The organism is Methylophaga muralis, from assembly GCF_001720165.1.
GTDB lineage: Bacteria > Pseudomonadota > Gammaproteobacteria > Nitrosococcales > Methylophagaceae > Methylophaga > Methylophaga muralis.
The window spans coordinates 23,354-45,782 of record NZ_MCRI01000015.1 but is presented as its reverse complement, the minus strand read 5'-3'; the positions used below and the strand labels follow the sequence as shown (position 1 = coordinate 45,782).

Here is a 22,429-nt window from a genome sequence, read left to right as displayed (position 1 = left end):
ATGCAAGATATAGCGGCTCGTGCCAAACAAATTAAGCTGGTGATTTTTGATGTCGATGGGGTACTGACTGATGGCAGTATTATCATTGGCGATGATGGCGAAGAATATAAAGCCTTTCACTCGCGGGATGGTCATGGCATGAAACTGCTGCAATATACCGGTGTCGATATTGCTATCATTACCGGCCGCACATCCAGAGTGGTTGAACATCGTATGCAAAGCCTGGGAATCAATCTTGTCTATCAAGGACAGAAAGTAAAATTACCGGCGTTTGAAGAGCTGCTGAAAACCCTCAAGTTAAAACCGGAACAATGTGCCTATGTAGGCGATGACTGGGTAGATTTATCCATCATGAGCCGGGTAGGTTTAGCGATTGCTGTGCAAGATGCTGATGCCGTGGTGAAAAAACACGCTCACTGGATCACCCCTTCAAAAGGTGGAAAAGGTGCAGCACGTGATGTTTGTGAATTAATTATGGAAGGACAGGGAACCCTGCAGGACCAAATTGAACGCCATTTTTAATATACCCAACTATCTCAAAATTGGCTTACTGCTATTGGCAGTAATCAGTCTGTGGATGCTGTTTACCCGTCCAGAACCGCCTAAACCTGAGGCATCCGTGCAATACAGCATTGATTTTGGCATGACTGACTTCAAACTCACTGTGATGGACATTAACGGTAAGCCATCTCGCGTTATCACAGGGGATACGCTCTATCACTATCCGGAAAATGATCGGACCGAAATTTTCAATCCGAATACCTTATTTATCGTGCAGCAAAACAACGATTGGATCATTGAGTCGGACCACGCAGAAACACAGGGTGAAGGCGAAAACATTCTTCTCACTGGCAATGTTATTATTACCAACAAAGATCAACCGGAAATACAGTTATTAACTGAAGTTTTGAATCTGGATACCGTTCATAATACGGCGTATACCGATCAGCCGGTGACCATGAAATCGCCGCATGGTAATACCCATTCAGTCGGGTTTCATGCGGCTTTACAAGAAGAAACTATTAATCTGCACTCTAGGGTGAGAGGACAATACAATGCGCCACCTGTTAATTAATCTGCTTTGGGTTCTGACAGCAATCCCATCGATTGCCCTCGCCCTACCCAGCGATCGTGAACAACCCATCAATATCGAAGCAGATCATGCGCAGCTTGATGATCAGACTGGTGTCACCCAATACAAAGGTAAGGCCATATTAACGCAGGGCACTTTACGCATTGAAGGTGATGTTATTACCTTCTTTTATGACGAAAATCGTGAACTGGAAAAAGCGATTGCAGAAGGCAATCTGGCCACCTATGAACAGGTGCATAAAGAAGGTGACAAACCGGTCAAGGCCAAAGCCTTACAGATGGAATATCACGCCCGAAATCAACGTATTTACCTGGTCGGACAGGGTTATGTCTGGCAATCCGGTGATGAATTCCGCGGTAATCATATCGAATACGATATTGATAAAAATATTGTTATTGCCAACTCCAGACCCGTTACCGTGGATGGCCAACAACAATCCAGTGGCCGAGTTCACATTACCATTCAGCCGCCTGGCCAACGCGAAAAAAATAACACTAAACCAGCCAGACCAGCCGTTCAAACTCCTGAACCGTTAACCGAGGCTCCAGAACAGCAATCCGAAATGAGTTATCCAACCGCTGTCACTCAAACCACGTTAAACGTCAGAACCGGTCCCGGAACCCAATATGAACGTATCGGGGCCTTCGTTGAAAACACTGAGGTAATCGTTTTAACGCGTCAGCCAGAGTGGATACAAGTGCGTGGCATGAGTGGCGATAACGCTATTATCGGTTGGGTGAGTGCGCGATACCTGCAAATGAATCCTGAATAAATCACGGAATTTAAATGAGTCAGCTTTCTGCAAGGTCACTCGCCAAGCAATATGGCGATAGGCTGGTTGTTAAAAATATTTCTTTAGAAGTAAATAGTGGTGAAATTGTTGGCTTACTTGGCCCAAATGGGGCCGGTAAAACCACCAGCTTTTACATGATTGTGGGCTTAATTCCGGTTGATCATGGCAGTATCTTTCTCGATCAAAGAGAACTAACCCACGAACCTATACACAAACGCGCCCAACTTGGCATTGGCTATCTGCCCCAGGAAGCGTCGGTGTTTCGGAAACTGTCGGTTGAAGATAACCTCTACGCGATTATCGAAACCCGAAAAGATCTCAGTCTTGATGCCAAACAACAGTTACTCGAAAGATTACTGGAAGAATTTCACATCAGTCACATTCGCAAATCACTAGGCATGGCGTTATCCGGTGGCGAAAGGCGTCGGGTTGAGATTGCCCGCGCCTTGGCCATGGATCCACAATTCATTTTGCTGGATGAGCCATTTGCCGGTGTTGATCCGATTTCTGTTCTGGATATTCAAGGCATTATCAAAGCGCTTGCTGCTCGGGGTATTGGCATTTTAATTACCGATCATAATGTCCGTGAAACACTGAGCGTTTGCGAAAGGGCCTACATCTTTAATGAAGGTGAAGTTATTTCCAAAGGCACCCCCGATGAAATACTGCAAGATAAGCGTGTACTTAGCGTTTATCTGGGACGGGACTTCCGCCTGTAAATTAGCAGGCAATTTCCACAATAAGTTTCTGGTCATTCCCCAGAGCAGTAGAGTAATATGAATTGAACTCTGTTTGAGTACTTTTTATGTATCGACTGATCGGGCTTGTCTTATTGTTATTTGCCAACTTAGCACTGGCAGATGAAACAAATCAGAATCTAACTTCCGTATCAGTCAAACTTCACTGGCAACATCAATTTCAATTTGCTGGTATTTACTCCGCCGTAGAAAAAGGCTTTTATCAAGAAGCCGGGCTGGATGTCACCCTCCTCAATGGACAGAAAGCGCCTTTCAATGAAATTGAAAATGGTGATGTTGAATTCGGTATTTCTGGAGCCGGTCTGGTTGTCGAAAGATTGAAAGGCCGCCCGTTTGTTGCGCTCGCGGCAATCTTTCAAAGTAGCCCCTATACCTGGTTGGTTCGAGCGGACTCAGATATAAACCATCCTAACGATTTCATCGGCAAAACCGTGACTCGGCAATCTTATGCCGATGATTTATCGGCTATGTTGCTGAGATTTAATATTCATCCTCATCAACTGAATATTGTGGATCCGACCACAGATGACATTGACAATCTAATCGCTGGCAAAGTGGATGCACTTACTGCTTATATATCCAATGAACCCTTCTGGATGAGAGAACAAGGCGTCAATTACCGTACCCTGTCACCGCATGAATTCAATATCAATTTCTACAGCGATATTATTTTCACTTCCGAACAGTATTTGAAACGTCAGCCTCAAATCGTTGATGCATTTCGAGATGCCACTATACGTGGCTGGCAATACGCCTTGGAACACCCTCATGAAATGATTGATGTGATTGAAAAGGACTATAACAGCCAAAATAAATCACGGGCACATCTGGAATTTGAAGCGGAAAAACTCAGTGAGCTCAGCTTATATCCCACCGTCTCAATAGGTCATATGACTATCGAGCGCTGGCAAAAAATTGCTGAACATTATCAGCAATTAGGTTTAATTAATGATGATCATCGGCTGGAAGGTTTTATTTATGACCCTACGCCCAGCTTGTCGGTATGGCTGAAATGGCTGGTTTTTTCGTTATTTTTGATCGCAGCATTAATGGCGATGGGTTATTTCATCAAACGTCAGCATGCCAAAGTATTAAGTCAACAAATTGCCATACAAACTGCCACATTGGAAGCTGAGCTGGAAAAAGGCAAACAATTGGAAGAGAAGGCTAAACGTGAAAGTGAACGTTTACAAACTCTGCTGAATCATACAATGGAAGGTGTTATCACTATTGATGAAACTGGCATTATTCAAAACTTTAATGTCGCCTCAGTTCGTTTATTCGGCTATCAACCAGAAGAAATTATTGGCCAGAATATTACCCTGCTGATGCCAGCTCAACATCGACACCATCATGAAGCTGGCATGTCACGTTTTCTCAGCACGGAGCAATCCAAAATAATCGGCCAACCGATTGAGCTGGAAGCCTTACATAAAAGTGGGCAAATGATTCCTATTGAATTGACTTTAAGCGCCTTTAAATGGGAAGGCCATTATTTCTTTACCGGTATAGCACGTGATATTTCTTTGCAAAAAGCGGAGCATCTGGCATTGATTGCCGCCAAAGAAGAAGCCGAAAAAGCTAACCAGGCCAAATCCGAATTCCTCTCTGCAATGAGCCATGAATTACGCACACCATTGAATGCCGTTTTAGGTTTCGCTCATCTATTACAGAGCGATCAAATGGCTCCCCTTAACGATACTCAGCAGGATAGTCTGAAGCTAATCATTCAAAGTGGTGAGCATTTGCTCAAGCTTATTAATGATGTTCTGGAGCTGGCAAAAATCGAAACGGGTACAGTGGAAGTATCCATTGAGCCAGTAGATGTCAGTGTCGCCATTAAACATTGTTTGCCAATGCTGCAAAACCTGGCCTCACGGTATAAGGTCAACATTCTAACCGGCGAAATACCCGATCACCTGGTGCTCGCTGATTTAACCAAACTCAAGCAAATTTTGATTAATCTGGTGAGTAACGCTATCAAATATAACCGACCAGATGGTGAGGTCTTTATTAGTGGGGAGATCATCCATGGTCTTAATCGCTTGCGAATTACTGTCCAAGATACAGGCATTGGAATTCCGCAGGATAAACAAAATTATCTGTTTACGGCGTTTGATCGATTAGGGCAAGAGAACTCAGGAATTGAGGGCACTGGCGTTGGACTTATTGTCACGCAACGACTTATAAAAGCCATGGATGGTCACATTGGATTTGAAAGTAAAGAAAACGTAGGCAGTCGATTCTGGGTGGAATTACCGATAACCAACCAGACACTTCACAATGGCAGTCTGAGTCAGCAAACCTCTTCACTGCTCTCGGAACCTTCGGTTAAATCTGCTTCCGGCACAGTCATTTTGCATATCGAAGACAATCCGGCCAATATCAAACTGATGGAAGCCTTTTTTGATCGCCTGCCACAATATGAATTATATGTTTGCAAAACGGCTGAAGCCGGATTGGAATGGCTGGAAAACAATATGCCAAAAGTTATCCTGATGGATATTAATCTCCCCGGAATAAGTGGCTTACAGGCTACCGAGCAGATTAACGCTAATCCAAAGTTTCGCCATATCCCAGTGATAGCTGTCACTGCTGCCGCCATGCCTTATGATTTACAACAAGCAGAAGGTTTGTTTACCGCCTATCTCACCAAACCCGTTAACTTCAGCCTGCTAAAAGAATTATTAAATCAGTTTGCTGGACCAGCAGCTCAGTCCAAAGATGGGTAACCCTGTCGCTTAGGGAAGAACAATAATGGTTCTACCCGGGCATCGTTCAAACTGACTCCAAGATGCAAATGTGGGCCAGTGACTCTCCCCGTTGCTCCAACCGTACCAATGATGTCTCTTTGTTTAACCAGTTGACCAACTTTGACATCAATCTTATCCAGATGACAAAACATGGTGACGAGGCCCTGACCGTGATCAATCATTACGGTATTACCATTGAAAAAGTAGTCACCAGTATCCGTTACAATACCATCGGCAGGCGCCATAATACTGGTGCCGGTGGGCGCTGCAATATCAATTCCACTATGAGGATTACGTTCTTCGCCATTGAATACTCTGCGCCGACCAAACAGGCCGCTGACACGACCTTCAATCGGCCACACAAAATTGAAAGGTACGTCGTCACTCACCCGCCAGTTACGTAGGGCTGTATTGATCTTAGCGGTCTCTGCTTCGATGCGAACCATATCTTCAGCATAAGGATTTACCTTACGATCATCGGGCACGTTCACATGCTGGGTAGGATAAGATTTGTGTTTGACCTCAAACAGAATGCTGCTTAATGCGCCTTGGTCATCCACCAGCACTTTATGATTGCCAGGTTTGGCTGCTAAAGGAATGCCCACTACGGCCTGCCATTGGGAATCCTCTTTTACCACCAGCACCTGTTGTTTTTCGTAGGTGACTTTAGGAGCTATATTTCCATCAATTTCCAACGGCAAAATGATGACGCCACCAGGTACCGGAAATTGTTGTGGTAATGCCCAAACAGACGAACACAGCAATAACAGAATGGGCAAACAGATAAAATTTAATTTCATTTTTTCTCACGCACTTCACAGTTCAATTGACCTTCAAATAAACGGATTTGCAGTTTCTGACCAATAGCCACTTCATCCGCGCGGTAAATAACATTACCGCTTTGCTCATCACTAGTGATGCTGTAACCCCGCTCCAGCGTATTTAAAGGACTGACAACTGAAAGTGTTCGCATCAATTGCATCAACTGTTTTTTGTGATCGGTAATCTGCTGTCGAGTCAGCCGGTTTAATTGTGCAGAAAGCGCTTCTACAAGCTGCTGTTGTTGTTTCAATCGGGAGACCGGCACTAATCGCTTTAACCGATCAGTAAGATTTTGGCTTTGTTGTCTGAAATGCTGTTGTTGTATAGCAAATGCTTTTTCGAATCGCTGTGATAAATCCTGCAAACGGGTTTGCCGCCAGCTGATCCGCAGTTGGGGATGCGGTAATCTTGCAGACAAATAATCCAACTGCTGTTGCTTGCTTTGTATGCGCCGCTGAAAGCTGTAATCCAATTGGGACTGCAGGCGTTTTAATTGTTGCTGCTGAAGTTTCAGTTGCTGTTGCGGGCGTGGTAACCGCTGGGTTAAATAACGTATATGTCGTTGTTCATTAAACAGTTTCTGTTGGACTCGACTACTTAGATTTTGCAACAAATTGCGTAAATTTAACGCTAATTGACGCGCTTCGGGTACCGCCAATTCTGCTGCTGCCGAAGGTGTCGGCGCTCTAACATCAGCCACAAAATCAGCAATGGTAAAATCAATTTCATGACCTACCGCACTGATAGTTGGAATCTGACAGGCAAATAAAGCTCTGGCGACCAGTTCGTCATTAAAACTCCACAGATCCTCCAGCGAGCCACCGCCTCGTCCCACTATCAGCAAGTCACATTCCTGTCGCTGATCGGCAGTTTGAATAGCAGCTGCAATTTGCCGTGGTGCCGTTTCACCTTGTACCGCAACGGGATACAGAATCACTTTGATTGCCGGGAAACGACGTTTCAAAACATGCAAAATATCGTGAACCGCCGCGCCATCTGGTGAGGACACAATGCCAATGGTTTGCGGCAAAAATGGTAACGGTTTTTTATGGGCGGTATCGAAAAGACCTTCTTGGCCCAGTCTGGCTTTTAATGCTTCATAAGCACGCTGCAAGGCACCGCTGCCTGCCTCTTCCATGTGCTCAACAACTAGCTGAAATTCGCCGCGACCTTCATAAAGCGTGACTTTGACACGCAATAATACCTGCATGCCGTTTTCCGGCGTAAAGCGTAATTGTTGATTGCGTCCACGAAACATCGCACAGCGCACTTGCGCAGCTGAGTCTTTAAGTGTGAAGTAAATATGCCCAGAAGCCGGCATCGCTAAATTGGAGATCTCGCCTTCCACCCACAAAAGTGGAAACGAACCATCCAGCATCAGCCGGACTTCTCTGACCAATCGCGAAACCGGATATACATCCTTGACAGCACGGGTAGCGAGTTTACCTTGCGAATCCGATGTCATAAGTGATGCCATAAACCACTAAGTTCCTGATATAATTTGTCGATCATATTACAGTAAATTCGGGAACCCGCCTCATGAGAATTGCGCAAGAAGCCCTGACATTTGATGACGTTTTATTAGTCCCCGCCTATTCAAATGTTCTGCCGCGCGATGTCAGTCTGTCAACACAACTGACACGTGACATCACCATCAACATTCCGTTGTTATCCGCCGCTATGGATACCGTCACTGAAAGTCGTCTGGCAATTGCTATGGCACAGGAAGGCGGTCTGGGTATTCTGCATAAAAATATGACTATCGAGCAGCAAGCTGACGAAGTCCGTAAAGTGAAAAAATTTGAAAGTGGTGTGGTTCGTGACCCAATTACAGTTGGCCCGAATACTACTATCGGCGATGTCGTTGCTTTGACCCGAGCTCACAATATCTCTGGCGTACCGGTGGTTGATGGTGATGATCTTGTCGGCATTGTGACCAGTCGCGATTTACGTTTCGAAAAACATTTTGATAACCCTGTCTCTTCAATCATGACCGGCAAAGATAAACTGGTCACCGTTGGTGAAGATGCCAGCCGTGAAGAAGTTTTGCACTTGCTGCATAGCAATCGCATTGAAAAAGTACTGGTAGTCGATGACCAATTTCATCTGCAGGGCATGATTACCGTTAAAGATATTCAAAAACAAACTGATAATCCTTTGGCCTCCAAAGATGCGCAGGAACGTTTACGTGTCGGCGCGGCAGTTGGCATTGGCGCGGAGAGTGAAGCGCGTGTTGATGCATTAGTCGCAGCCGGAGTGGATGTCATTGTTGTCGATACTGCTCATGGTCACTCACAAGGTGTATTGGATCAGGTTCGCTGGGTTAAACAACACTATCCTCAAGTTCAAGTGATTGGCGGCAATATCGCTACTGCAGCTGCAGCCAAAGCTTTGGTTGAGGCAGGTGCTGATGCGGTTAAAGTCGGTATCGGTCCCGGTTCAATTTGTACTACACGTATTGTTGCTGGTGTCGGTGTTCCACAAATCAGCGCCATCAGTAATGTTGCAGCAGCACTTGCTGGAACCGGTGTTCCACTGATTGCTGATGGTGGTGTGCGTTACTCGGGTGATATCGCTAAAGCAATTGTAGCCGGTGCTCATACCATCATGATTGGCGGCATGTTTGCTGGTACCGAAGAAGCGCCAGGTGAAGTCGAATTATTCCAAGGTCGTGCCTACAAATCCTATCGTGGCATGGGCTCTATGGGTGCGATGCAGCAAAAACAAGGTTCCAGTGACCGTTACTTCCAAGAATCCAGCGAAGCCGACAAACTGGTACCGGAAGGTATTGAAGGTCGTGTGCCATTTAAAGGCAGCCTGAGCCCGGTTATTCATCAGCTGATGGGCGGCGTTCGTGCTTCCATGGGCTATACCGGAAGCCGTACTATCGAAGAAATGCGTACCAAACCTGAATTTGTTCGGGTAACTTCTGCCGGCATGAATGAAAGCCATGTGCACGACGTGACTATCACCAAAGAAGCACCGAATTACCGCGTTAATTAACTTTTTAAATACCGGCTTTGTTTATTAAAGCCGGTATTTTTATCTGACTGTAAGAGAGATTCATGAGCAGCCATATTCACGACCATCGCATTTTAATCCTTGATTTCGGTTCACAATACACCCAGTTGATTGCCCGTCGTGTGCGCGAAGCCGGAGTTTATTGTGAATTACGTAACCCGGATATGAGTGAAGCCGAAATTCGTGAATTTGCCCCAAAAGGCATCATTCTTTCTGGTGGTCCTGACTCGACCATAGGTGAAGCCGCACCTGCCGCACCACATTGTGTGTTTGAAATGAATGTACCGGTGCTGGGCATCTGCTATGGCATGCAAACCATGGCGACTCAATTAGGTGGTCAGGTCGAATCATCAACACACCGTGAATTTGGGTATGCAAAAATCCGCGCTCGTGGTCACTCTGCCTTTTTGAAAGATATTGAAGATCACACCACCCCAGAAGGCTTCGGCATGCTGGATGTGTGGATGAGTCACGGTGATCGGGTTAGTCAATTGCCTCATGGATTTAAAGTTATTGCCAGTACCGACAGTGCACCGATCGCCGGTATGGCTGATGAAGAGCGCCAGTTTTACGGCGTGCAATTCCACCCTGAAGTGACCCATACCACTCAGGGCCAACGAATGATTTCGCGCTTTATCACCGAAATCTGTGGCTGTGAAACATTATGGACCTCTGCCAATATCATCGAAGACAGCATCGAAACGATCCGCCAGCAAGTCGGCACTGATGAAGTATTGCTGGGCTTGTCTGGTGGTGTTGATTCCTCTGTGGTAGCGGCTTTGCTGCACCGCGCAATTGGCGATCAGTTAATTTGTGTATTCGTGAACAACGGTCTACTCCGTGAAAACGAAGGCGATCAAGTGATGGCGATGTTTGCCAAACATATGGGCATTCGTGTGATTCGCGTTGATGCTGAAGATCGTTTTCTGTCAGCATTGGCGGGTGAGAATGATCCAGAGACCAAACGTAAAATCATTGGTCGTGAATTTGTTGAAGTCTTTGACGAAGAAGCTTCCAAGCTGACTAATGTACAGTGGCTGGCTCAAGGAACCATTTATCCTGATGTAATTGAATCTGCTGCTTCCAAAACCGGCAAAGCCATGTGATTAAAACTCATCACAATGTCGGTGGCTTACCAGAGCACATGAAGCTCAAGTTAATTGAGCCTTTACGTGAACTGTTTAAAGATGAAGTACGCAAACTTGGCGTAGAACTCGGATTGCCAAGTGACATGGTCTATCGTCATCCCTTCCCAGGCCCAGGCCTCGGTGTGCGGATCCTGGGTGAAGTCAAAAAAGAATATGCCGATTTATTGCGTAAAGCCGATAACATTTTTATCGAAGAATTACGTGCCCATGATTTGTATGATAAAACCAGTCAGGCGTTTGCGGTGTTTTTGCCGGTCAAATCAGTTGGCGTAATGGGCGATGGCCGTCGTTATGACTATGTAGTTGCTCTGCGTGCTGTTGAAACCATCGACTTTATGACCGCTCGCTGGGCGCATCTTCCGTATGAGTTTCTGGATCTGGTATCGCGACGCATCATTAATGAAGTCAGCGGCATCTCACGAGTCGTCTACGATATCTCTGGTAAACCACCCGCTACGATTGAATGGGAATAAAGCGTTATCATTTATTGATTAAAGGCCGAGTGCAAGGTGTTGGCTATCGTATGTCGACACAAATTGCGGCAAAGAAAATAGGTTTAACGGGCTGGGTGCGTAATTTAAGTGATGGGCAGGTTGAGATTGTCGCCGAAGGTGATCTTATTCAACTCCAGCAGTTTGTCGATTGGGCCTGGCAAGGCCCTCGTTTTGCAGAAGTGCTCGATATCCAAATAAACGAACAACCCGTTACTGGCGAGTTTGAAACGTTTGAAATCCACTAAGTCAAATTAGCAATAAAGGGAATCACCATGGCACAACGTTTTAATAGCAAAGGCTTTTTATTACGTTTGTTATTTGCTGTTTTGTTGGTCTATATCAGCTATAACCCGAGTGGCTATAGTTATTTCCATTGGGCCAATGATGCGATTTTTGGTAATGGCACCAACATTACCCCGCCCTTTGCCATGGCTACCGTAGTTATCTTGATTGGTTGGACGGTATATTTACGCGCCACGTTTCGTTCGTTGGGTGGCTTTGGCCTGATTCTCGCCTTTGCCTTTTTTGCCATTATTGTCTGGTGGCTGTTTGATTTAGGTATTCTGGAACTGCGTCATCACGCCGCATTTACCTATATAGCCTTATTCCTGGTCGCTGCCGTGTTAGCCGTGGGCATGTCGTGGTCACATATTCGCCGACGCCTGTCTGGACAAGCTGATGTCGACGATGTGGATGAATAATGTTATTCCAATAATCAAAAATTTTCACAACGTAATTTAAAGTAGATTTATCCACCGCTTAATTTCAGCTTGAATTAAGTCTCGCACGTTATCTTTCCACTTAAATCATATCAATACGTCATATTGAAAACTATTTAAGCTGAAGGATTAACGCATGTCATTTTTCTCGAACAAAACCAAATCGAGACTGTGGATTACCGCTCTGGTGATCACGACGGCGTTAAGTGGATGTCTATGGTTCAGTACGGTAAGTTCTGCTAAAACAGTTCAAGATAGCCAGTGGAATCTACAACAAGATTATCAATTCGGTAACGTTCTCACGATAGATGGAATTGAGGATAATTTATCCGGACTGACTTATCATCCGCAATCCGGAAATTTATATGGCGTTCTTAATAATCCTGAACAGATTGTTGTTATCAGTAAAACAGGCGAATTGTTACGAACCATCGATTTGATTGGCTTCTCGGATACCGAGAGTATCGATTATGTTAAAGACAATATTTTTATTGTCGGTGAAGAACGATTGCAAACCATCAGCTTTATTACAATTGATGACCTAACGACACAGATCCATTATCAAGATGTTAAAACTATTGCGGTTTCCTCCCCAGAAAAAGAAAACAAAGGCTTAGAAGGTATCGCCATATCACAACAGCACGGCTTGTTTATGGTGCGAGAAAAACCATCGCGGATCCTACATTTCTCGCTGTCGAATGATAAGGATGAAAGCCAATTCGATGCCATGAGAAACCTACGACTGGATGTGGGTGATTTTTCGGGATTAACCCTGCTAAATGAGGGCTCAGAGCAGAAATTACTGGTACTCAGCGATGAATCATATAGCCTGCACGTAATTGATTTATTAGGGCAGGAGCGTTCACGTGTCAGACTGGGCCGCGGCCCATTTAATCTATGGCCGTTAATGCGACAGCCGGAAGGTGTCACTGCTGATAGTGACGGCAATATCTATGTCGTCGGCGAACCTAATCAATTGTTGATTTTAACGCGTAAAACGCCTCTAAACAGCTAATTTAGGAGCAAAACTACATGCTCTTCGTTCTTTTCTCGACAACAATTGTTGTAGTTGACGTTTGTCTTCACCAGTTAAACGCTGATGCCCTCGATATTGCAGATAAAACCGCATTCGTTGACTACGTGTGAGTTTATATTTGGCAACACGATCCAGCATGACCAGATCTTTAATACAGCGATAACGCAACAAAGCTCCGCGCCAAAAGGCCCCTAGAGGGCAATCAATAACATATAGCCTATCCTGATCATCGACTAACAAATTGCGCCATTTAAAATCATTATGAACAAAGCCCTTTTGATGCATTTTCTGGAGCATTTGCGCGGCTTGTAAACTGATATTTTTTACCCAAACTGCATCATTTAACCGAGGGTCATTGGCTCTTGCCAAACTGGCTAAATCTTCACTGTTGGGAATTCCTTTGGTCACCATCGCCCCGCGATGAAACAAACCCCAGCGGGTTTCCAAACCATAAGCAATCACCGGCGCGGTACTAATGTCTTGCTCGGCAAACCACAACAGATTTTCCCATTCACTGCGAATTCTTGATTTGCCCAGAAAGCGGCGTAAACCTTTGCCCGCAACTCGATAACGTTTAACGTAATAAAAATCATCGGCAATTTTGATTCGTATTAAATCAGATAGCCGTTCACTGGTAATCGTTTCGCCCTGCAAGTTAAAGATTTGATTCAAATCAGCAAACTCTGTCTGCAGATGTGGGAATTCGGGCAGTAAGCGCCAACTCGTTATTTTTTTCATGTCACAAATGATAACTAGTCTTGCAGCAGATACCAATTTTCAAATACAAAAAAGGGCGAATAATCGCCCTTTCTATAGTTACTTTTATTGAGTTATTTCTCAGGCATCATAAGTGGACGCTGAGACATTACCACCACGACCCGTCCAATTAGTATGGAAATACTCTCCGCGTGGTTTATCCAAGCGCTCATAGGTATGCGCGCCAAAATAATCCCGTTGCGCTTGCAACAAATTGGCAGGCAGTCGTTCACTTCGATAACCATCATAAAACGCTAAAGCACTGCTGAATGTTGGCGTCGGCACGCCCAGATTGATGGCACACACCACCGCTTTACGCCAGCCGGGTAAGGCTTCGGTGATGGCATCAATAAAAAATGAATCCAATAACATGTTTTCTAATTGTGGATTACGTTCAAAAGCATCACGAATATTGCCGAGGAAGCGGCTGCGAATAATACAGCCACCACGCCACATCAATGCAATACCACCATAATTAAGTTCCCAGCCATAGGTTTTGGCAGCTTCCCGCATCAACATATAGCCTTGAGCATAAGAGATAATTTTCGAGGCATATAGAGCGTCACGAATGGCATTTACCATCTCAGCTTTGTCACCTGAAAACTCTCCAGCAAATGCCGGTAGAACATTAGAAGCTGTTACCCGTTCATCCTTGAGTGCCGATAAACAACGAGCGAAAACGGCTTCACCGATCAACGTCAAAGGAATACCTAATTCTAATGCATTCATGCCAGTCCACTTGCCAGTCCCCTTCTGTCCGGCTGTATCTAAAATATGATCGATCAACAGGCTGCCATCAGGTTCTTTAACAGTTAAAATATCGCGAGTAATTTCTATCAGATACGAATCCAACACACCTTCATTCCATTCAGCAAACACCTGCTGAATTTCATCTCCCGACATGCCTAGCCCTTCACGCATCATTTGATAGGCTTCGCAAATTAGTTGCATATCACCGTATTCAATGCCGTTATGCACCATCTTTACATAATGGCCTGCTCCGTCATTGCCAACCCAATCACAACAGGCTTCACCATCAACCTGAGCTGCTATGGATTGGAAAATAGGTTTAATCGCTGACCATGCTGCATGATTGCCTCCCGGCATTAATGAAGGTCCGAAACGCGCTCCCTCTTCTCCGCCAGAGACGCCACTGCCGACAAACAGAATGCCTTTTTTATGCAATTCATGAGTACGTCTGTCACTGTCATTAAACAAGGAATTTCCACCATCGATAATGATGTCACCTTTGTCCAGATACGGTACCAATTGTTCAATAAAGGCATCCACTACTGGACCGGCTTTGACCATCAACATCACGCGTCGTGGGATTTGCAGGCTTTCAACAAATTTTTTCAAATCGTGGCAGCCGATAATATTGGTATCTTTGGCCGGACCTTCGAGAAATTCATCAACTTTAGAAGTTGTGCGGTTATAAACCGCCACCTTAAAGCCTTTATCATTCATATTCAGCACCAGGTTCTGTCCCATAACGGCCAGCCCTACTACTCCGATATCTGCTTTTGCTTTCTCATTTTGCACCATAGTACTCATTTTTGATCTACCACCTTTATATATTCGCCTCGAGCTTCACGGGAGGAACCCACAACAATACGGCAGGTTCCAGAAGCATCACATTCCAACGCACCACATACCTCGATAAATTCACCTTTGACCACCTGTCCAACATAGGTGTGAGTAAAGGAAATCAATTCGGGAGTAACGGCGTTGTCAACTTGGTATCGTGCCGGAAAATCAAATGCACGACTGTCATCAGTCACCCGGCATTGAATGGTTTTAATGCCTTGCTTAAGAAAATGCCGATGTTCGATATCTAATTCATCTATTAGACAGACCATGCCAATATCAAATTTACTGCCATCGATCATCGCTTTATTGTATTTTCGGTATTCATGCCAGCTGAAACTAGCGTAATCCAGCTCACTCGCACGTCTTTGATAGTTCTCCTGCATTTGAGTTTTATCCAGCTTCTGCAACTGATTATCAGCAATTGCAGTTTGGATAGCCTGTCTGCATTGATGGAATGCGTCACGCCCATAGATAACCAAATCGATATCTGATGTAGATTTCTGCTGATTGATCAACATCGAGCCTGTCAGCCCCATTGCATCAATATCTACCTGATAGCGTTGCAAAATCGTTATCAATTTATGAAGTTTTTGTTGCAGAGGATCTTCTGCCGGTTGGTGCATTAAAATTTGCAGTCGTTCTTCAGGGCGATGGTGGCATATTATTCTGTCTACCGGCACCGCATGAAACGTCGCATCAAACTGATTTGAATAATAAAGATAATCTGGATGATGCCGTTCAAGTAAACGATTGGCCTGTTCGGTATCCACTTTATGCCAGCCGTTTTGATCATTTACGTAACGTAAAAAGCAGCCTACTTTGTGTTCATGCGGATGGTAACTGACTACGGCAAAGATCAATCCCTCTTCAGTTTCAATGAAGTCTTTGGGCAGAAATGGAAACTCTGGCAGTCTCAAAAACTTACCTCCGAATAATGAATCGTTATAATCGCATAGCTGTCCGATTATGGCTTGTCTAACATTCCAAACATGCCTCGCAATGCAAGTACCAGTATCAACAACAATAATGCATCAATCAACCAGCGTCCTTGTTCACCAAAAAACCTGCCGTTATGCAGATCGGATAATAAGGCTGTTAATTTGACACCATAGGTTTCAAACTGCTGCCTGAGCTGATTCATCGTTGATTCTGGAACAGGTACCGATTCACTCCATGATACGCCGTCTAGTGAGATCAATTGCCAATCATCCAATATCGAATTACCTTGCCACATGCCCGTTCGTGTTTGCAACACCGGAAGGCCATGATGTAAGCCGATATTTTGAATTTCAGCAGGAATAAGCTCTGCAGCACCCAACACGCTAATGTACTGACCAGTGCTATCAAACAGGATCAGATTATCATCGGTCGCCAAAACGATAATATCGTCCAGTAAAATCCCACCTAATAATGGACGATTCAAACGCAGTTTACGTTCAGCATTCACATAGAGTTCTGAGTCAATTTCAATAAACAGCTGATCGGCCAATAACCATCCATGCTCCACCGGGACATCGGTTACTTTGTAATGCTCAAGTAACCAGGGATGCGCGAGCGTGTGTTGTTCCAACTTTAGATCTCTGGCGTGATTCAGCAGCAATCCGCAGACCAGCCAAATCAGAATCAGTAGCAAAATCAACAGCTGAATTGCGACTTTAATCCCTTTCACCATTCCGCGCATTCCTCAACAGATCTTTATCACTAGCCTATAAGCATAGCTGAAAAGTGCTGCAGGATATTAAATTAGCTTTTATTAGCTCGCAAAATATGAGGCATGGTTTGCTTACTTCAGGTGAAGTTAGCTATTAGGACTTATATTAGTTACATCATTACCCGCATATCGGCCTGATGAATTTCACGTTGTCGCATATGAAATAAGGCTTTGCTGATATCAATCGCATAAGCTGCAAAATGTTGTTCGGTCATGCGAATGGTGATGGCCCCCATGTTGAGGTGCACCATCTGGCAATCAGGACAGAATTGAATATCGCAGGTACTGGAAGAAAATACATGTTCAGGTTGGCAGGAATTTGAAGCCATCAGGAAGATCCTTTTTTAAATATGAAGATTCAGAGGCTTTCCAACATATCGGGTAATCCCCGTTGTTGACCTCGATGAAGTTGATAACTCAGTAACCAGCGTTGAGATAAGGCCCGCCAGTGCTGTTTCTTTAAGGGATGTTCGTTGTGAGTAAGTAATAATCGATAATTTCTAGAAATTTGTAGCGCCAGACATGCTGAGGCATGTTGGCGATACATTGATTCCAACTGTTCATTGGCGGCCAAAATAACCGCTTCACACCAGGTTTCTGCTCGTTCAGCTCTGTTTGCATTCATGATTAACTCAATCGGTGAGCTGCGGCGGCGAGCAGCATGCTCCACACAGTGCGTTTGGACTTTTTGTCCAGACAGTTAAAGTCGGCAGCGTGTAGTTTTCCCTGACTGATTAAAGCTTCCAGTCGATCAGGGCTAAACGCCACATGTATGGCATTTTGTTTAGGAAAATACGTTTTTGAAGTCTGCATCTTTTGATACCTCAGCAAGATTGATAAGGTTAGATGCAGTATAAAGATGGATTAATCTAAATGCAAATAATTATTATTTAGATTTAATAAAGATGACTTGTGCTTTGCTTTTATGGGGCGTAAGTACCCGTTCCATAATATCCGTACCCCAGAAATGGAGCGTCATGCTTAGGATTATAGGTACGTGATGCGGATGGATTATTTTGTGGCCAGACATGGCTTTGCTCAGTCGTAATCAGCGGTAAACTCAACATTTTCTGATCCACTTTTTGCAGCTGTAATGTCTCTACGGTACCGATAATGGTGACCAATTTATCCGGTGAATAAATTAGCGGGTCCAAAAAATGCTCACTACGTACAATAAAACGGCCAGCACTTGGTTCCGTTGAAATCGGCACCCCATGACGAGTTAAAGGAAATTGTACGATGGTTAATTCAGAGAAATTTTCATAATTAGCTACCTGGCCAATCATACCGCCCCACCGCACCAATTGACCTTGGTAAAGGTCTACGTTTTGTATGACCTGCTCATAGCTAATATCGTTGTTTGATTTTGCATGGATAGAAGGCTTGGTCGGGCCACAAGCGGTTAATACCAGGATCACGAACAAAGTTAAAATACGCATAAATCCATGCTCCAATAACAGTTTTTAAATTGACCTGCTTTCTTTCCAGATCTATCCACAGCAATTAACGCTTAGTTTTAGTTTTACGTGCCGCTTTCTTGGCCGCTTTTTCTTCGCGTCTTCTTAACACTAATAACCATTCACGTTCGGTCATTTCAGGTGTTTCCAGAGTCAGTCTGCCCAATTGACCACTACGTAATTCCGTCAGCAAAATTTTACTGATCCGTTCAATATCCGCCACGCCACCCGCTTTTATGCAACCCCGTTTACGCGCCAGGTTTTCCAGCATCACTTGTTCATTGTCAGCAATGCCATCGATATTAAAACGGCTTTTTAACGCTTCAGGATAAAACTGCATAAGATATTTGACGGCGTATAAAGCGATATCGGGGTTTTCAAAAGCGGTTTCTTTTATCGCATGGGTAATCGCCAAACGATACCCGCTGTCATGATTTTCCAAATTTGGCCATAACACACCCGGCGTGTCATGTAACACCACTACATCATCAACAATAATACGTTGCTGTACCTTGGTTACAGCTGGTTCATTGCCGGTTTTGGCAATCAGTCTTCCTGCCAGGGCATTAATCAATGTCGATTTACCGACATTGGGGATCCCCATAATCAACGCCTGAATTTTTTTGACGCTATTGGCTTTATTGGGGATCAGCTTTTGGCATAGAGCAATGAGTTCTTTACCCCGAGAAGTTTCATTTGCCGATAACACCAGCGTTTTGATTCCCTGCTCCTGTTCAAGATGCTGCTGCCAAATCACAGTCAGTTCAGGATCGGCCAGATCAGCCTTGTTCAATATTTTGATACAAGGTTTATCCCCTCTCAGGGTAGCCAACATCGGGTTGGAGCTGCTGTAAGGAAGTCGGGCATCCAACACTTCGATGATCAGATCCATCTGTGGCAGGATTTTTTTCATCTCCAGTCCGGCTTTATGCATATGCCCTGGGAACCACTGAATTGCCATCAAGAACTCACTAAAAACACCAGAATTGGTTTAGCCATTATAACGCTTAAGCGTTAAATATAACGGTCCTCTTCGCGCAGGTACTTGCTGATATCCACTTCGTCAATTTGTTCGCTGGCCATAAAACGTTCAGCATACTGTTTATAAACACCACTAGTCAGAAACAACTCGAAGACATCGCGATCCATTAATTCCTGTTCGACCAGTTGATGCAAAATAAAGATAGCCACACTTAAGGTTTTGCCTTTCTTATATGGTCTGTCAGCAGCGGTTAAAGCTTCAAACACGTTGGCCAGCATGATGATACGTTCCGGCACGGATAACTCTGCCGCGGTTAAACCGCGAGGATAACCGCTACCATTAATGGTTTCCAGATGGGTGGTGGCGTAACGTGGAATATTGGAAAGCTCATCGACATAAGGTAGCGATTCAAGCATCTTGATAGTCGTCAGAATATGCTCGTTAATTCTGAAACGTTCTTCCATAGTCAGCGTACCTGACTCAATGGTGAGGTTATACAGTTCACCATGGTTAAAGCCGTGTTCCGGCTGATTAAGGTTGTTTTTACCAGCGATGGCATCTGCAGTGGCTTTCGCATTACGCGGAATAATATGCTCAGCCTTATCAGCAAGTAATTGCTCTGTCGCCGGTAGACTGTGTGTCGATGCGCGCTGCTGATCGAGTTCCACAGGAGATAAACCAAGCTGATCATCGAAATGTCGTTCCCAGGTTTTCTTTGCCAATCTTTTCAGCCGTTCATTGGCATTTTGGTCCATAAACTCTGTGCCAATATTGCACTGCGCCACAAAGGCAAAATCATCTTCAAGCTGCAGTTGTTTAACCTTTAAAGCCTCTTCATACATCTCTCTGTTTTCAGGCTGCTGCATGGATTGCTGCAAGAAGTCGATTTCTGCATCGCGCCACAACACCTCGAAACGCATGCGGATTTCGTGAATCCGGTTATAAAGCATTTCCAGTTTGGTACGTTTATCGACCAGATATTCCGGTGTCGTGATCTTGCCGAAACTGTGCAACCAGGCAGCTAAACTCAATTCGCGACGCTGGATTTCATTAGCAAGTTGAAAATCTGTAAAGGCTGGATCAGTAGACTCCGCCGCTTTATCTGCCAGCAGCATTGTCAGTTCAGGCACTAATGCGCAGTGGCGGGTCGGATAAGCTGATTTAGCATCAATCGCCCGCGCTACTGATTTCACCAGACTATCCGTCCAATAGTGATGTGATTGTTGATACAACTGTGTAGCAATCGCCAAATCATTCAGCTTGCGACTTAAGTCATTAAACTCCAGCAAGTGACTTGCTTGAGTTTCGACAGCCGTAAAACGACGTTGTTGAAGATGATCGATATTGTGCTGAGTTTTTTTCAGCGCATCTAAAATCACCGAAACAAACCACCAGCTGACAGGCAATAGCAGCAGCAACATCAAACCAGCGACTAGCATGGCATTTTTAGTCTTACTCCACACCGCGTCCATCACCGTCTTTTGTGGTGAAATGATAGTCAAATAATGGTTTTCGGCATCATTAATCGCAACGGCTTGATGATAGACAAAATAGGACTGATTATTGAGGGGGAGTGACTGCACGTCATCAGATACCGGCAAGGCATTATTCTGGAAACGTTCAATATGTAATGCTTGCAGGTTGCGATTTTTATCAATCGAGTTAAACCATTTATCGACTAAGGCCTGGTGATGGTTATCCGACAAATTTTCCAGTGAACGATTGAGGATATCAGCCAGCCCAGCTCGTTGTCGGTTAACCATAAAATGTAAGCCCGTGGGTAATTGTGCCGGAGCAAAATCAACCCCTTGATGCACTGTTATCTCATCAGCATGTTGTTGTGCGGCGATATACTGCAAAGTGATCGCCGTATCCATACCTGCGTCAACCTGCCCGGAAATAACCGCTGAAAATACTTCACGAACTGTTTCAACTTCAATAATGTTTATATCCGGAAATTCAGCTTGCAGCCTCTCTGTTAAAGACCACCCTTGAGGAATAGCAATCGTTTTACCGTTTAACTCTGAAATATGGTTAACGGGTAAATCTGAAGTAGTAATCACACCGTAAGGAACATCGACAAAAGGAATGGTCACTTCACCCATAAAATTGCGAAATTCACTGTAAAAAACCGGCTGCATGATCTCCAGTTCACCATCGACAAACTTTGTTGCCAATTCTTGCCAGCTTGCTCCCGTGACAAAGTGCATTTCCAGACCGGTCATCCGTGAAATGTAATTCAACATATCCACGGCATAACCACTGGGAACGCCGTTATTGGAAAAATTTAATGGTGGCCAGTCAGTTTCGCTGGTGACTCGTAATACAGGATTGTCCCGAATTAGTGATAACTGCTCATTGCTTAACTCAAGTCTGGGTGCGGCAGGCAATGATGTCAGTGCCTCTTCTGCTTGGTTTGAGGCAATCACGCTACCTGTTTGCGGATAAAAATAGATTTCAGTAGCACTACCGGCATCACGATTTTTCAGCATAGTGGATAATGATGATAGTTCTGTCGAGATGGCAAGAACTGTCTCGCTTTCTGGTAATTTTATGGAATAACTCTGGGCTGGTGTCGAAGCTTCGGCCAGCAAATAGGATTGGGTTTTGACAGCCTCATCGGTATTAGCTGCAGAAAACCATGATTGCTGACTTATATCGATATTGCTTTGATGCTGCCAGACGTGTCGTAGCGTAAAGTTGCGATCATAATATTCCAATCGTCGCTGCTGCTGTTCGCCCTGGTTAATCACCTTGATCAATAACCAACGATCCGCCTCTTCTGCCCTTAACTGCTGACGTAATGTGGGAGAAGCCTGTAAATTTATCAGTTGTTCAACCTCACCATTTTGATGCCCAAGATAGACAGACTGAAATAACGGATTACGTTGCATCACCGCAACCAGTAGCTGGCGGGTTTCATCACTAATTTGTGGGTTATCGATTAGTCTGGGTAGTTGTTTTAATTCATTAATTTCGTGAAAAGCGCGTGTATCTATCGACTCAAGATAATCGCGGATATTGGCTAATGTTTGTTGATAACGTGTATTAAGCGTGCTCTCGGCTAAATTTTTATTAACGTAATATTGTGTTGTGATGGCGACCACCGCCACCAATAAACTGGAAAACATGAAACCAGCCATAACAGCAGTGCGGATTGATAATTGAAATTTTTTGTTTCGCTGTTCCATCCCAGCCCTCTTTGGCGAAAAAACTTAGTCAAACAGATAATCGACCGCTGAAGCTTGTCACATAGTTTTAGTTACTTACTAAGAACACGTTCAGATTTTGCAAAT

General features: G+C 44.5%; 21 protein-coding genes and 1 pseudogene. 10 read left to right on the top strand and 12 right to left on the bottom strand.

The annotated features are described in order from the left end of the window. The 5 genes from kdsC (at position 1) to A9E74_RS07895 (ending at position 5,376) form a co-directional block, all read left to right on the top strand. The gene (gene kdsC / locus A9E74_RS07915; protein ID WP_069296097.1) at positions 1–522 is read left to right on the top strand and encodes a 3-deoxy-manno-octulosonate-8-phosphatase KdsC; all 522 of its coding nucleotides are present in this window, start codon (positions 1–3) and stop codon (positions 520–522) included. Then, the gene (gene lptC / locus A9E74_RS07910) at positions 506–1,075 is read left to right on the top strand and encodes an LPS export ABC transporter periplasmic protein LptC (protein WP_069296096.1); all 570 of its coding nucleotides are present in this window, start codon (positions 506–508) and stop codon (positions 1,073–1,075) included. Before kdsC ends, lptC begins: the two co-directional genes overlap by 17 nt. Further along, entirely contained in the window at positions 1,056–1,865 is an 810-nt protein-coding gene (gene lptA, locus A9E74_RS07905) for a lipopolysaccharide transport periplasmic protein LptA (protein ID WP_069296095.1), read from the top strand. Before lptC ends, lptA begins: the two co-directional genes overlap by 20 nt. A gap of 14 nt (positions 1,866–1,879) precedes the next feature. Beyond that, the gene (lptB, locus tag A9E74_RS07900) at positions 1,880–2,605 is read left to right on the top strand and encodes an LPS export ABC transporter ATP-binding protein (protein WP_069296094.1); all 726 of its coding nucleotides are present in this window, start codon (positions 1,880–1,882) and stop codon (positions 2,603–2,605) included. A gap of 86 nt (positions 2,606–2,691) precedes the next feature. Then, positions 2,692–5,376 (top strand): ABC transporter substrate-binding protein, encoded by a 2,685-nt coding sequence (locus tag A9E74_RS07895; RefSeq protein WP_069296093.1) that lies wholly within the window; start codon positions 2,692–2,694, stop codon positions 5,374–5,376. Here A9E74_RS07895 and A9E74_RS07890 read toward each other — a convergent pair. Both A9E74_RS07890 and xseA read right to left on the bottom strand, forming a co-directional pair. Further along, positions 5,358–6,197 carry a peptidoglycan DD-metalloendopeptidase family protein gene (locus A9E74_RS07890; RefSeq protein ID WP_069296092.1) on the bottom strand — a complete coding sequence of 280 codons (840 nt, stop codon included), beginning with the start codon at positions 6,195–6,197 and terminating at the stop codon, positions 5,358–5,360. The genes A9E74_RS07895 and A9E74_RS07890 overlap by 19 nt on opposite strands. Then, positions 6,194–7,696, bottom strand: coding sequence for an exodeoxyribonuclease VII large subunit (xseA, locus tag A9E74_RS07885; protein ID WP_069296091.1), 1,503 nt, complete (start codon positions 7,694–7,696; stop codon positions 6,194–6,196). Before xseA ends, A9E74_RS07890 begins: the two co-directional genes overlap by 4 nt. Positions 7,697–7,758: 62 nt before the next feature. Between xseA and guaB the strand changes: the two genes are divergently transcribed. The 5 genes and pseudogenes from guaB (at position 7,759) to A9E74_RS07860 (ending at position 12,616) form a co-directional block, all read left to right on the top strand. Beyond that, a complete protein-coding gene (gene guaB, locus A9E74_RS07880) occupies positions 7,759–9,222 on the top strand; it encodes an IMP dehydrogenase (RefSeq protein ID WP_069296090.1) in 1,464 nt (487 codons plus the stop codon). A 62-nt stretch (positions 9,223–9,284) separates the two neighbouring features. Beyond that, a pseudogene (guaA, locus tag A9E74_RS07875) lies at positions 9,285–10,861 on the top strand (glutamine-hydrolyzing GMP synthase). Further along, positions 10,852–11,127, top strand: coding sequence for an acylphosphatase (locus tag A9E74_RS07870; protein WP_069296089.1), 276 nt, complete (start codon positions 10,852–10,854; stop codon positions 11,125–11,127). Before guaA ends, A9E74_RS07870 begins: the two are co-directional and overlap by 10 nt. Positions 11,128–11,154: 27 nt before the next feature. Beyond that, positions 11,155–11,583, top strand: a complete 429-nt coding sequence (locus A9E74_RS07865; RefSeq protein WP_069296088.1) for a DUF6524 family protein — start codon at positions 11,155–11,157, stop codon at positions 11,581–11,583. A 154-nt stretch (positions 11,584–11,737) separates the two neighbouring features. Then, on the top strand, positions 11,738–12,616 hold the full coding sequence (locus A9E74_RS07860) for an SdiA-regulated domain-containing protein (RefSeq protein ID WP_069296087.1): 879 nt from the start codon (positions 11,738–11,740) through the stop codon (positions 12,614–12,616). Here the strand turns inward: A9E74_RS07860 and A9E74_RS07855 are convergent. The 10 genes from A9E74_RS07855 to A9E74_RS07810 all read right to left on the bottom strand — a co-directional run bounded on the left by A9E74_RS07855 (position 12,605) and on the right by A9E74_RS07810 (position 22,324). Continuing rightward, positions 12,605–13,375 (bottom strand): lipopolysaccharide kinase InaA family protein, encoded by a 771-nt coding sequence (locus tag A9E74_RS07855; protein WP_069296086.1) that lies wholly within the window; start codon positions 13,373–13,375, stop codon positions 12,605–12,607. The two genes, A9E74_RS07860 and A9E74_RS07855, sit on opposite strands and share 12 nt — an antisense overlap. 99 nt (positions 13,376–13,474) lie before the next feature. Continuing rightward, positions 13,475–14,938 carry a decarboxylating NADP(+)-dependent phosphogluconate dehydrogenase gene (gene gnd, locus A9E74_RS07850; RefSeq protein WP_069296107.1) on the bottom strand — a complete coding sequence of 488 codons (1,464 nt, stop codon included), beginning with the start codon at positions 14,936–14,938 and terminating at the stop codon, positions 13,475–13,477. 5 nt (positions 14,939–14,943) lie between these two features. Continuing rightward, positions 14,944–15,900: a nucleotidyltransferase domain-containing protein gene (locus A9E74_RS07845; protein ID WP_069296085.1), complete on the bottom strand. Its 957-nt coding sequence runs from the start codon at positions 15,898–15,900 to the stop codon at positions 14,944–14,946. Between the two features lie 47 nt (positions 15,901–15,947). Then, positions 15,948–16,655 carry a hypothetical protein gene (locus A9E74_RS07840; protein WP_084002998.1) on the bottom strand — a complete coding sequence of 236 codons (708 nt, stop codon included), beginning with the start codon at positions 16,653–16,655 and terminating at the stop codon, positions 15,948–15,950. Between the two features lie 149 nt (positions 16,656–16,804). Next, positions 16,805–17,023 carry a hypothetical protein gene (locus A9E74_RS07835; RefSeq protein WP_069296083.1) on the bottom strand — a complete coding sequence of 73 codons (219 nt, stop codon included), beginning with the start codon at positions 17,021–17,023 and terminating at the stop codon, positions 16,805–16,807. Between the two features lie 29 nt (positions 17,024–17,052). Further along, a complete protein-coding gene (locus A9E74_RS07830; protein ID WP_069296082.1) occupies positions 17,053–17,319 on the bottom strand; it encodes a hypothetical protein in 267 nt (88 codons plus the stop codon). 2 nt (positions 17,320–17,321) lie between these two features. After that, positions 17,322–17,507 carry a hypothetical protein gene (locus tag A9E74_RS07825; protein ID WP_069296081.1) on the bottom strand — a complete coding sequence of 62 codons (186 nt, stop codon included), beginning with the start codon at positions 17,505–17,507 and terminating at the stop codon, positions 17,322–17,324. Between the two features lie 110 nt (positions 17,508–17,617). Continuing rightward, the gene (locus A9E74_RS07820; RefSeq protein ID WP_069296080.1) at positions 17,618–18,133 is read right to left on the bottom strand and encodes a Slp family lipoprotein; all 516 of its coding nucleotides are present in this window, start codon (positions 18,131–18,133) and stop codon (positions 17,618–17,620) included. A gap of 64 nt (positions 18,134–18,197) precedes the next feature. Further along, positions 18,198–19,112 (bottom strand): ribosome biogenesis GTPase YlqF, encoded by a 915-nt coding sequence (gene ylqF, locus A9E74_RS07815; protein ID WP_069296079.1) that lies wholly within the window; start codon positions 19,110–19,112, stop codon positions 18,198–18,200. Between the two features lie 53 nt (positions 19,113–19,165). After that, positions 19,166–22,324, bottom strand: coding sequence for an HD domain-containing phosphohydrolase (locus A9E74_RS07810; RefSeq protein WP_069296078.1), 3,159 nt, complete (start codon positions 22,322–22,324; stop codon positions 19,166–19,168). Positions 22,325–22,429 lie beyond the last annotated feature (105 nt).